Genomic DNA, 12,983 nt, shown 5'->3' with positions numbered 1-12,983 from the left:
TCCAGACGGATGTCAACACGAAGTTTGCGAAGTTCTCGCTAATGTCCTGGCCAGTACGATCCACAGCGACAGTGGCGGCCGTGCTGTTGGCTGCTCTCATGGCTTTCTGGCGAATGCCACCCACTTCGCGCGACGTCATCTGGGCCGAAGATGGCGCCATCTTCCTCCAGGATGCTATGGCCCGCAAGGGAATCTTGGACATCTTTTCCCCCTACGCGGGGTATCTCCATGTCCTGCCCAGGTTCGCTGCGAAGTCCGTGGTTCGCTTCTTCGCCGTGGACGACTACGCATTGGCTTTGAACTTTCTAAGCTGTGTGGTCGTTGGTGTCGTCGCCTACCTGGTTTTCCATTGCTCCAAGGCAATTACTTCCAATGTATATGCCAGGCTTGGCTGGGCATCCATCACCATCCTGGTGGCGCCAGCCCCTTGGGAGACCTTGGGGAATTTTGCCAACATCCATTCCTACCTTCTATGGCTGACCCCCTGGTTGCTGCTCAAGCCCGCCAAGTCAAAGCTGGAGGGCGTGCTGTTCTTCTTCACAGCGACCCTTCTGTCACTGACGGAAATCGTGGCGGTTCTTTTTGTCCCCATGTTTGCCATCAGCTTCAAGGATCGCCGACTGTGGCCAGCGCGGATTGGCTTGTTGGTAGGGCTCGCCGCCCAAATCCTTACGACCATGTCGCATCCGCGGGCACCATCGAGCACGTATCCACTGGACTTTGCCTCCATCACCATGGGCTGGTTCCTGAATAGTTCATCGGCCCTGATTTATGGAAGTTCCAGCCAGATCTCAGCAAATATTGGCAACTACGGGTTCTGGCCGCCGCTCTTGGCGGCCATCCCGTTTGCTGCGGCATTGGCCTACATCTTGTTAAAGGGGAATCGACAGAAACGACTCGTGGCCCTCGTTTTACTGCTCGGTTCGACTGCCGTTTGGGGTGCGACGCTGGTCCTTAACTTCTATAAATTCTTTGACTATGCATCCTATGACGCAGAGCAGTGGAAATCATTCCTCCTCACCCGCTATTCAACTGTTCCATCCATGTTCCTGCTTGCCTTGATCCCGTTGGCGGCGCTGTGCGACACCAGTAAACGGCGAACCATTTCTGTTGCGATCTTGTCCGCTTTTGTGGTCCTTCAATGCGTGTACTTCTTCCCGGCAAGCTCCCTGCGAAACCATGGCCCCGACTGGAGCGACGGTGTGGCCGTGGCTCGAACAGCGTGCATTATTGAACCGTCCATACACTTTCAACCCGTATTTATTGCCCCCGCCCATTGGCTTGCCGGGGGTGTTAAAGTTCCGTGTTCACTGATGGTGCCAGCTCCCTAGGGCCCGGAGCTGGGCCAATTCCAAGACTCCACGCGATAAGATTAGGCGTCAGTTAATCTCCAGAACTTCCGACCGCCGTTTGCAAAATTCCTGAAATTCCCATGTCAGGCACGGCTAGACACCCTGAATGGAATCTTCAATGAGCTGGGCAGCCGTGATCCCTGTCGTACTGACGTGTGTGGCACTAGTCTTTGTCCCCGGCGGCCTGGTGGCCGTTTCCTTGGGCCTGCGTGGCCTCCCCGCCGCAGCCTCAGCGCCGGCTTTGACTGTTACGATCTCCGCACTCGCGGCCATTGCCTTTGGCAAACTCGGCATCGACTGGTCCCCTTTCGCCATGGTGCTGGCGGCCGTTGCCGTGGCAGGCGCCGTCTGGCTTCTGCGCCGCTGGTGTGAACGCCGCGGAAAATTCGCACACGCCACGGCAGCCCGGCCTTCCATCAAGGCGATAGTTGTCCAATGCCTCGGATTTGCGGCTGGGGCCGGGCTGCTCATATGGCAGCTGGTTCGAGTCTTCGGAAGCCCGGGAAACATTTCACAAACCTTCGACGGCATCTTCCATCTCAACGCTGTCCGGTACGTTCTCAACACTGGCAACGCCTCGTCTCTCACATTGTCAGCAATGACCAACGGAGACAATCCCCCATACTTCTACCCAGCTGCGTGGCATGGGCTCGTCGCCCTTCTGGTCCAGATCACGGGCGCACCCATTTCCGTGGCCGTTAATATGCTCAACCTCGTCTTGGCCGCCCTGGTGTGGACGCTGGGCTGCATGTTCCTGGTCAGGACTGTTGCTGGCCCAAGGCCATGGGTCGTGGCTTTTGGCGCCGTATTGGCTGCCAGCTTCTCCTCGTTCCCCTTGCTCTTGCTGGACTTCGGGGTCTTGTATCCAAACTTTCTCTCCATCTGTTTGATCCCGCTGGGATTAGCAGCCGTTGCAGCTTTCTTCAATGTTGGCAGCCAACCTCCAAGCAATCCCTTGGCCCGTTTTGCCTTGGCTCCCATGATTTCGCCCGGCATAGCAATTGCCCACCCAAATGGTGCAATGACTCTCCTGGCCATCAGCGTCCCTGTAGTTTTGTATGCCTACATGCAGCGGTACATCTTGGCTGGCCATGTCCAGACACAACGACGGGAGAAGTTCCTGGTGGGTGCGCTGCTTGCCCTCGGGCTCGTGTTCCTAGCCACGCTGTGGAAGTATATCCGACCGCCGGCTGACGCAGCCTTCTGGGACCGGTACCACTCCCCCGCAGGCGCTGCGTGGGAAATTGCAACCAACTCCGCCATGAACCGGCCCGAAGCCTGGGTGGTGTCCGCACTGGTTCTGATGGGGCTGTTCGTTGCTGTACGCGACCGGCACCAATGGTGGCTGCTGGGATGCTACGTGCTGACGTCATTCCTGTTTGTCGTCATTGCAGGCGTTGGCACAAGCTATCTTCGCAGCGTCATTACCGGTGTTTGGTACAACGACAGTTACCGGCTGGCAGCCATCCTGCCCATCACAGCACTCCCGCTTGCAGCCCTTGGTTTTGGCTGGCTTCTACGTTGCGGGCAAAGCGCCTTGGACCGGTTCTGGAACCGTCCGGGGCGGGTGCTGCCGGCGCCGGACGCGCGTGCACGCGTGGGAGTGCTTTCAGGCTTCCTGGTGGTCGCGCTGCTGGCAGTCGGAATGCAGGGTGCACCCATCAATTTCGCCGTTGCCTCAGCAGCACGCAACTATGCAGAAACGCCCAATTCCGAGGTTGTCTCTTCAGATGAGCTGGCCTTGATTGAACAGCTGGATGATTTGGTGCCGGCCGGGGCCACGATTGCCGTGAATCCGTGGACGGGAGCGGCGCTTGCCTTTGCCTTGGCGAACCGAGACACCACCTCTCGCCACGTCCTGAGCACCTACCCAGCCGATATCGAGATCATCAACAATTCCCTGCGCAATGCACTGACAGATCCGACTGTGTGCCCGGCAGTCGAGGCTGCAGGCGTCAAGTACGCCCTTGACTTTGGCAGCAAGGAAGTTCATGGAGGACGCCACGACTTCCCAGGATTGGATAAATTGCAGGACTCACCCGCGGCGGAACTTGTTGCCCAGGTCGGCGAAGCCAGGCTGTTCCGCATCACCGCTTGCAGCTGAGCCGAGCGAAGTCATAGGTTCAGCTGGGTCACGTCGGCGCGTTGGCCCAGCTGAGGGGTCGGACACGGGGCCAGTCCAAGCCTGCGGCTAGGCGGGCTCAGACCGCCTGCGCAGTTCCTTCACAACGGCATGAACTTCACCATCCATGACCACTTTGCCATGCTCCAGCAGCACGCCTCGTTCACAAACGGTGGAAACCAGGTCCAGGTCATGGCTGACAACAAAAAGTGTTTTCCCCGCTGCCGCCAGTTCCTTGATCTTCTTGATGCACTTGCGCTGAAACGGCTCGTCCCCAACAGCTAAGATCTCATCGATCAAAAAAACTTCTGGATCAGTGTGGACGGCAATGGAAAACGCCAGCTTCAAGTACATGCCGGAAGAATAAAACTTGACTTCGGTATCAATGAACTCGCCAATTTCGGAGAACTCCACGATCGAATCGAACATGGTGTCGATCTGCTTCTCGGTCATGCCCAGAATGGCGCCGTTGAGATAGACGTTATCGCGACCGCTGAGGTCATGGTGGAATCCGGCACCAACCTCGATAAGCCCGGCCACCCTTCCGCGGGTCCGGACCGTTCCGGCGTCGGGCTGGAGAACACCTGAAATCAACTTCAGCAAGGTCGACTTGCCCGACCCATTCAAGCCCAGCAAGGCAACTGTTTCACCCTGGGCCACATCCAAGGAGATGTCCTTCAAGGCGTCGAAGCGCTTGGACAAATCACCTTTGCGGCCCTTGGCGAGCCACACGATGGATTCCTTCATGGACCGGGTGTTGCGCAGCACAAACACCTTGCGCAGGTTCCGGCACGTAATGGCGACATTGTCAGCGACAGTTTCAGCTACCGGCATGCTAGAGCTCCTGGGCAAAGTGAACGGCAAGACGCCGGAAGACGAGCTGGCCCGCGAAGAGTACGGCCAGTGAGACCAGCAGGGAAACAGGGAGCCAGAGTGCAATCAGATTGGGCGGAAGCTCCACCAATCCAATCTGATCCGCACCCAAGGTGGGGTACCAGAAAGCCCAGTGGAAGATCTCCACGGCCACTGTCATCGGGTTGGCTTGGTAGAGGAAGAACCAGGAACCCAGTGCGTCCCTGGCCATGGTCCACAGGTACAGCACCGGGGATGCCCAGGTGACCACCATGAGGATCATGTCCACAATGTTTTCTGAGTCACGGAAGTACACGTTGACGGCCCCGAATAGCAGTCCTAGACCCATACCAAGAATCGCCACAATGATGAAGGCGGCAACGGCTGCGAGCAGTTGGTAGATCGAAGGCTGCCAACCCACAATCAGGCTGGCACCTACCAAAATCACCACCTGTGGCAAGAAGTGTGCGGCCGAAACCCAAACTGTGGAGACGGGAAAGAGCTCCCGTGGCAGGTAGATCTTGCGAATCAAGTCCCTGTTGTCCACGATTGAACGGGTGGCGTTTCCAAGGGTCTCGGTGAAGAAGTTGACCAAGACAATGCCCGAGAACAGGTAGATGGCGTAGTTCGGCGTCGCCTTTTGCAGGTTCAGGAAAATGCCGAGGGCAACGAAGTAGATCATGAACTGCATGAGTGGCTTCACATAGGACCACAGCAGGCCCAACACGGAGCCCCTGTAGCGAACCTTGATTTCCTTGCGCACCAACAACTTGAGCAGGAACCTGTTCGAATACACATCCAACAGCCCACGCCCGGCACCCGGTGTGGTCAGTTCACTCTTGACAGCCGGCATCTACTGACCATCCACGGAATGCTCGTCGAAGGTCTTTTTCCAGGATTCCATTGACGTTATTTCCGCCACGGCACCGCGGTAGCGTTCGGCCAATTCGTCCCACTCCTTGGCCAGCCGAAGGTGGAGGCGGGCCGACTCTGCCAACATGGAGCGCAGCAATTTGGGATCACGGCGGTACCAGGACATGCCTGTGCCTTCGGCATTTGTGACCACCACGGAATCGTAGTGGGCAAGCCGGAACCAGCGGCTGTCCCGGTGCGCCAGCACACCCTGAGGGCGGATCGCAGCATCCGGGTCCGGCGTTTTGACGAGCTGGCGGGCCACTGTCTTGATCCCCCAGGAAACCAGGTCCTTCTTGTGCGGCAGGCCCATGGGCGTGCCACCCATGGGGCCGCGTCCGAGCACTGGTGCCGGGAAATCGTCGACGTTTTCCTTCAGCTGGGCATCGTCGTACTGTGCCCGCAGGGCGTTGATTTCCGGCAGCTTGGTTGCCAAGGTGGCATGCAGCTGCTCCGGACCCTTGAAAATATCCTTGAGGGCTTCCAGCCTGCCGTGCTCGGTGAAGTACTGCATGGATACCAGGTGCTTCACGTCAGCCTGCACGGACTCGCGCAGGACGCGGCCACCCTTGGGATAGGGGCTATAGATCAAGGTGGTGATGAGGCGGTTGCGTTCGTGGAAGTAGGATTGCCAGCCCACCATGTCGTCCTTGTCCAGCCAGGACACATGCCACACGGCTGCGCCGGGCAGGCTGACGGTGGCAAAACCGGCTGCACGGGCACGCAAGCCATACTCGGCGTCGTCCCACTTGATGAACAGGGGAAGGGACAAGCCAATCTCGCGGATGACGGCTGTGGGGATCATGCACATCCACCATCCGTTGTAATCCACGTCAACCCGCCGGTGCAGCCAAGAGGTCTGACGCAGGTTGGCAACACTGAAGTCATGGCGCATCTCCATGTCAGCGTGCGGGGCAGCTGGAACTATGCGGTGCGGATCCACGACTTCACCAAAAGTGTGCAGAACGCTGCGGTTATGCAGGTCAAACATGTGACCGCCCACAATGGTGGGCTTCTTGCAACGATCGGCAAAGGCCAGCATCCGCAAGATGCTTTCGGGTTCTACGACGACATCGTCGTCCAGCAGCAACGCGTAGTCACTGCCGTTTTCCACTGCTTCGTACATGCCGCGGGCAAAGCCGCCGGAACCGCCCAGGTTTCCCTGGTCGATGATGCGAAGTTTTCCGCCCAATGCGGCGCTGACCTCGGCAAAGCCTTCCTCGTCACGCACTTTCTTGGAGCCTTGGTCGACAATCAGGATTTCCTTAACGTTCTCCAAGGCATCCGGGTTTGCCGCCAAAATGCGGGCGTTATTGAGGCAAAAATCCGGCTTGTTCATGGTGGTGATTTCCAGCGTCACCTGGCCGGAGCTTCGCGGGGCCTCCTGCAGAGTCCACTGGGCATCAACCAGGGTCAGCCCTTCATGGCCTGCTGCCAGGTCAAACCAGTACCATCCGCCGTCGCCAAAGGGCACCAAGGTGAGGTCAAATGTGGTGGTCTCGGCGCCATTGACGCTGACGGTTTCCACGTGCTGGATTGAACCACGGGCGTTGGATTTGCTGACGGCAATGGCACCGCTGCCGGTGGTGGTGACCTCCAAGCGGACGGTGCGCACATCAGTCCAGCGCCGCCAGTAGCTGGCGGGGAAAGCGTTGAAGTAGGTACCGAAGGAGACCTGCTCACCGGCACGCACGTTCATGGAGCGGCGCGAATTGATGTCATCAAAGTGCACGCCTGCGCCACCGGAGCTGAAGAGTTGCAGCTTGTCTTCAGGGAGTTTCGGGCTTCGGGCCAGCTCATCGTTTTCCCGCAAGCGAATGCCGCTGGCTGAGCCGGCGTCCACGTACAGCGGAAGAGTATCCACCTGTGCATCTGTGGGCAGAATGACCCGTTGCAGGACTGCCAACTTTGTTTGCGCTTCAACTACACTCACGCGTCAACTCCTCCGCTTTGCAGCTTCGCTCCGCCGGTGAAATGCGGCTTGATTTTGTTGTCATACATGTTCAAGGCTGAACCGATGGCCATGTGCATGTCCAAGTACTTGTAGGTGCCCAAACGGCCACCAAACAGCACGTTGTTCTCGCCGCGGGCCAGATCGCGGTAGGCCAACAGCTTGCTGCGGTCATCACTGGTGTTGACCGGGTAATACGGCTCATCACCCTTTTCAGCGAAACGCGAGAATTCGCGCATGATCACCGTGGCGTCCTTGGTGTACTCGCGTTCCGGGTGGAAGTGGCGGAACTCGTGGATACGAGTAAATTTCTGCTCCTCATCCGGGTAGTTCATGACAGCACAGCCCTGATAATCCTCGATCGGCAGCACTTCCTGCTCCAGATCGATGGTGCGCCAGGACAGATCACCTTCGGCGTAGTCAAAGTAACGGTCAACGGCTCCGGTGTAGATGACCGGGACCTGGCCGGTGACGGCCTTGCGGGAGTATTCGCCGTCGTCGAAGAAGTCAGTGTTCAGCACCACTTCAATGTTCGGGTGGTCAGCCATCCGCTCGATCCACGCGGTGTAGCCGTCAACCGGCAGGCCCTCATGAGTGTCGTTGAAGTAGCGGTTGTCATAGTTGTAACGCACAGGCAGCCGGGAAATGATCGACGCCGGCAGGTCCTTGGGATCCGTCTGCCACTGCTTGCCGGTGTAGTGCTTGATGAACGCCTCGTAGAGCGGGCGGCCAATGAGCTGGATGCCCTTGTCGTTCAGATTGCTCGGATCAGTGCCGGCCAACTCGCCAGCCTGCTCCTGGATCAGCGCACGCGCCTCACTCGGGCCCATGGCTGAGCGGAAGAATTGATTGATGGTGCCCAGGTTGATGGGCATCTGGTACACCTCACCCTTGTGGGCGGTGTACACCTTGTGCTGATAGTTGGTGAACGCGGTGAAGCGGTTCACGTACTCCCACACACGCTCGTTGGAGGTGTGGAAAAGGTGCGCTCCGTAACGGTGCACCTCGATGCCTGTCTGCGCCTCGTTCTCGCTGTAAGCATTGCCGCCAATGTGGTGGCGCCGGTCGATGACCGCTACCTTCAGCCCCAACTCGGTGGCGGCACGTTCTGCAATGGTTAGGCCAAAGAAACCCGAACCGACGACGACTAGGTCAGCGTTCACAAACTCTCCTGTGTAGCTTGGTAGCGATATATGGGCACAGCAGTGCCACGATCTACCTACCTAGGTTACCTGACCCTTTTCCTTGACAAACTTCTCCGTGGCGCGACTCACAGGCCACCGGCTCCTTGACGGCCTTGATTCATTCCCCCACAGCCCACACCGGCTTGGCACTTAAGCACAATGTTCGACGCCGGTGCCCGCGCGGCCTTCGACCTCGCCTAGGCTCGGGATCAGCGGGACGGGGCGGGCGTGTTGGGTGAGGAGGTGCCATGTTGCTGGAAGTCACGCTGGTGTCCGGCATGGGCACAGCCGTTGGTGGCGAAGCTGGCGCACCGTTTGCGGCCACGGAGCTCAGTGTCACGTGGCCCTCCGGCGCCGCACCCGAGTCGTGTTCGGGGCAGTCTCTGGCGCAGGCCCTGGCCCGCCGGTGGACAGGCTGCTGCTTTAGTGTTGGCGGCCGTCCGCTCGGAGCACTGCAAGCCGGCCAGTCGCCGTTGGTCAATGGGGCGGTAGTGGTGGCCTGGCCAGGCCACCTGGAGCAGCCCCCCGGTATCCTGGCAAGCGCCGCCGCAGTTTCCGGCGTTGAGGGCGTGGCTGCCGTCCTCGCAGTGCGCTCCGGGCCGGATGCCGGAGCCCTTTTTGCCTTGCGCCGGGGCAGCTTTAGCGTGGGGCGCGGGCAATGCCGCATAGCTGTGGCCGACCCCGCACTGTCCAGGCACCACGGGACAATTGTTGTGGATACCCGCGGCATCACAGTGGTGGCCACGCGCCGGTCAAGCGGCTTCACCCTATACCGCGCCGGGTGCGGCCCCACCGAAAATGCCCTTTCCGCCAAGGGAAGGATTGCCCTGGAAGTGGGAGACACCCTTGGCTGCGGGAGCAGCGTTCTCGAGCTCCGTTTCCTGGATCCCACCGTCCCGCAGGGATGTGGTGCTGAGCCACGGGGCACCCGCACTTCCGGCAGGCCACGGCTACGATCCGGGTCCCAGACTCTTGCTCCCAACGATTCTGAGCCTCACCTGCTTGATGCCGCCACGCTGGAACCCCAGATTCTCCAGCACAACGCCGGCTCCCCGCGGCGGCAGCGGGCCATGATTGTTGCCGGCTGCCTGCCCTTGCTGATGGGCGTCGTCTTGGCGCTGGCCACGGGTTCGTGGATGTTTCTGGCTTTCGCTGCCATGGGAGCTGTGGCGGTTCTCGTGCCAGCGTTCGGCGGTGGTAAACGCCGTCGTTCATTCCTGGCTGCCGTGGATCACGCCGCGCGGCACTGCGCCGAGCAGGTCAACGTGGCGTTCCCCGATGCCGGAACGTTGATGCTCTCCGCACACTCGGGCGTTGACCCAACTCCGTCCTGTTCGCCCACTGGCGAGTTGGCGTTGCGCCTGGGCACTGCCACCCAAGCCGCCAGGCTGGTGCTGGCACCCATGGATCCCGCGTTTTCGCCACCCCTGCTGCAACGCCAGCCCTTTTGCGTTCGCTGGGGCCCGAGGCCGCTCACGGTGCTCGGTCCACCCCACGCTGTGACCTCGATGCTGAACTTTATCCTCATGCAGCTCGACGCTGCGGCTGTTCCGGTGGTGCTGCTGGGTCCTGCGGGGCAACTGCCCCTGACTGCGAGGTTTCTTGCGCACACTGTGTTGGCCGGGACTGTGACGGTGGCGCAGCAGGCACTGAACGGCATGGGTCCGGGCGCCATGAATGCTGCGGGTGGACCAGTTGGCGTGCTCGTGGTCATGGCCGCAGCGGCTTTCCGCGCGCCGCAGATGCCGCCCGGTCTGCGTGTCCTGTATTTTGTGCCCGATGGCAGTGGAGGCCCACCCAGCAGCCCGACACGACTCAGCAGTACCGCTGATCCTCCCGCTGATGCCCCAACACCGGGCCCCGCACCGTCTCCCGAATCTGGGAGCGCCGCACCTGTCCCCGAGTCGGGCCGCCAGCCGAACGCCGGGAGTGGCGTCATAGAGTTGAAGGCTGCCGGCAACCGAATCGTGGGCAATTTTGCGGGTGCAGAATTTGTGCCAGACGGCGTCTCGCCGAAGGTCTTCGACGCTTATGCACGTTCTCGGGCCAGCACGGGCGCCGGACCCGGTTCCGCGCCAGTTGCATCCTTGGCGGCCAACTCTGTTCCGCTGCCAGGGCAGCTCAGCACCAACACCCTTCTGGACTCTTGGCGTTCCACCGCCGGCGGCCCCCTGCAGCCCGTGGCCTTGGGGCAGTCCAGCGCCGGCCCGGCCATGTTTGATTTCGGCCACGATGGCCCGCACCTGCAGGTGGCAGGCACCACGGGCTCTGGGAAGTCCGAGTTCCTTAGGGCCTTGGTGGGGAGCCTTGCTGCTGCCCACTCCCCTGCAGATCTGCAGTTCATCTTCATTGATTTCAAAGGCGGGGCCGGGTTGGGTTCCTTGACCAAGCTTCCGCACACCACCTCACTGCTGACGGACTTGAGCGGGAACGGGGTGGAACGCACGCTTGCATCCTTGCGGGCCGAGCTCCACCACCGTGAGGCAGCGCTGGCTGAGGCCGAGGCAACTGACAGTGACCAGTACCGTGCAGCGGCCCTTGCCCAGACTTCCCGGGATGATGGCGGGAGGGTGGGTTCCTGGCACGCTGGCACCGCAGGTCCCCACGCCAGGAAGTCTGCACCCGGCAGTCATGCCATGGCCCATCTTGTGGTGGTCATAGACGAGTTCCGCATTCTGGTGGACCAATATCCGGATGCCATGGCCGAGTTGATGCGCATCGCCGCCGTGGGCCGGTCTCTGGGCATCCATTTGGTCATGGCCACCCAGCGGCCGCAGGGCGCGTTGAACGCCGATATCCGGGCCAATGTCACCAGCTCCATCTGCCTGCGCGTGCAATCAACTTTTGACTCGAGCGATGTGATCGGTACGGGTGCTGCGGCCACCATCAGCGTTTCAACGCCTGGCCGCGGTTTCATCAGCAGGGCGGGGGCGCCAGCTGAAGAATTTCAAAGCGCGACTTTGCGGTTCCCTCATCTGAGCCGTGGACAATTGCCACTCGTGGAATTTTTTGCCGAGCGGCTGCTCAGCGGCTCCGCCGTCGACCACGCGGCATTCTCTTCGGCGAGCGACATTGATGCCGTCACGCAGCTTTTCAAGAATGCGTGGCGGGACGGGCAGGCTGCGGATCCGGAACTTTGTGGGGCGCCGGCAGTTATCGCCCCGGAATTGCCGGCAGCTTTTCCGCTGGCCGGTGCCATTGGGGGCAGGCACAGTGACAGTGAGGGCCTCCCCGGCGCTGTGCTGCTGGGGATGGTGGACGTGCCCCATCGCCAGTGTCTGGAACACTTGTTGTGGCACCCCGAAGACCACTCCCATCTGGCCTGCTTTGGCACAACGGCGGAATCCTCCCTGGCCGTGTCACTGGCAGTTAGCCAGCTTCTGGCTGCCAACGCGCGGCTGGACTCCGGCGCCACCGCCGAGGGGCGTTTGTTGTACCTGCTCGACGGCGACGGGTCGCTGGCTGCCCATGCGAGCAATCCTTGGGTGGGAAGCTGCTTGGGCACCGACGAGCTCAGGACGGCGGCCCGCTTGGTGCAGCGGCTGTTGGAGGTTGCCAAGACCAGCACCCAAACACTGATCCTGTGTATCTCCGACTGGGGACGCTGGGTGAGCGCGTTCCGCTCCAGCGTGTGGCCGTGGGCCGAGGAAACCATGGTTGAGCTGATCCGTTTCAACAATGGCCACCTTGTGGTGGCAGTGGGCGGCGGTCGAGAACTCCTGACGTCACACTGTCTGGCCGCCATACCCAATAGGATTTTCCTCAGTTGCGGCAGCAGCGTCGAATCCACCATGCTGTGGCCGCGCCTGCCACGCTTCACGGCCATGCCCGGACGCGCCGGGATTTCCGGTCCCATCAATGCCGCCGCGGCGCAGTCTGAACCCGAGACCATGCACATTGCACAGCTTGGCACCGTGGCAGGTGCGCCGGAGCAAGGGGTTCGCGTGCGCGAACGTCACTGTGTAAGCCATGCGGCCCGAACCCTTACAGTGGCTGCCCTGCCTCGCACTCTCACCATGGAAGAACTGCAGACCGTCATCCCGGAGCTCCCCGGCACCACCGCACGCGGGGAGCCGCCTCAAAGACACTTGTTTTTGGGCCTGGGCGGCGACGGCCATGACCTGCTATCGGTGATCCCCGGTCCGGGTGCGCTGATCCCAGTCCTGGGCGGAAACCGGAGCGGAAAGACCACTTTTCTGCGCGCACTGTGCCAGCTCAATGGCGCGCAGCTGCTCCAAACACTGTCCCCTGGCGCATTGCCGGCGGATGATCCGGCCGGGATTTTCTTGGTGGACAACGCAGTCAGATTGGCACCCTTGGAGCAGCTGCGGATCAGTTCATTGCTCGCGGCAGGGGCAACCATTGTGGCTGCCCTCCCCCAGTCCAGCCAGGTATTGACCCGGCTGCCCTTGGAGTGGGGACTCCGTTCGCTGCCGCAAGGAATCGTACTGACGCCCCACCGCCCATCCGATGCCGAGCTGCTGGGTGTCCGCTTGGATACGGCGGGCTCGGAGCCGCTGGGGCGCGGCGTCTTGGTTGATGGCGGCGTTTGCCGGTGGTTTCAATTCCCGTTTACGGAACGACCGGCAAAAGAGGCCAACAAATAGGGA

7 protein-coding genes are annotated in these 12,983 nt (G+C 60.8%); 3 read left to right on the top strand and 4 right to left on the bottom strand.

Annotation, left to right across the window (positions count from 1 at the left end; genetic code table 11):
• The first annotated feature begins 41 nt into the window (after positions 1-41).
• Positions 42-1,331, top strand: coding sequence for a hypothetical protein (locus tag CVS28_RS11715; RefSeq protein WP_133159117.1), 1,290 nt, complete (start codon positions 42-44; stop codon positions 1,329-1,331).
• Positions 1,332-1,458: 127 nt separating this feature from the next.
• The gene (locus CVS28_RS11710; protein ID WP_243399858.1) at positions 1,459-3,456 is read left to right on the top strand and encodes a DUF6541 family protein; all 1,998 of its coding nucleotides are present in this window, start codon (positions 1,459-1,461) and stop codon (positions 3,454-3,456) included.
• A gap of 87 nt (positions 3,457-3,543) precedes the next feature.
• Here the strand turns inward: CVS28_RS11710 and CVS28_RS11705 are convergent, their stop codons facing one another.
• Genes CVS28_RS11705 through glf form a run of 4 tightly spaced genes read right to left on the bottom strand, consistent with a single transcriptional unit; the run spans position 3,544 to position 8,352 of the window.
• Positions 3,544-4,308: an ABC transporter ATP-binding protein gene (locus CVS28_RS11705; RefSeq protein ID WP_103464663.1), complete on the bottom strand. Its 765-nt coding sequence runs from the start codon at positions 4,306-4,308 to the stop codon at positions 3,544-3,546.
• 1 nt (position 4,309) lies between these two features.
• A complete protein-coding gene (locus tag CVS28_RS11700) occupies positions 4,310-5,179 on the bottom strand; it encodes an ABC transporter permease (protein ID WP_103464664.1) in 870 nt (289 codons plus the stop codon).
• Positions 5,180-7,171, bottom strand: coding sequence for a glycosyltransferase (locus CVS28_RS11695; protein ID WP_103481613.1), 1,992 nt, complete (start codon positions 7,169-7,171; stop codon positions 5,180-5,182).
• Entirely contained in the window at positions 7,168-8,352 is a 1,185-nt protein-coding gene (gene glf / locus CVS28_RS11690; protein WP_103464666.1) for a UDP-galactopyranose mutase, read from the bottom strand. Before glf ends, CVS28_RS11695 begins: the two co-directional genes overlap by 4 nt.
• Before the next feature lie 269 nt (positions 8,353-8,621).
• Here glf and CVS28_RS11685 point away from each other — a divergent pair, with 269 nt between their 5' ends.
• Positions 8,622-12,980 (top strand): FtsK/SpoIIIE domain-containing protein, encoded by a 4,359-nt coding sequence (locus CVS28_RS11685; protein WP_103481612.1) that lies wholly within the window; start codon positions 8,622-8,624, stop codon positions 12,978-12,980.
• Positions 12,981-12,983 lie beyond the last annotated feature (3 nt).

The sequence above is a fragment of the Arthrobacter glacialis genome, assembly GCF_002909415.1.
Classification (GTDB): Bacteria; Actinomycetota; Actinomycetes; order Actinomycetales; family Micrococcaceae; genus Specibacter; species Specibacter glacialis.
The sequence above is the reverse complement of the archived record's forward strand: the minus strand, read 5'-3'. Positions and strand labels throughout refer to the sequence as shown.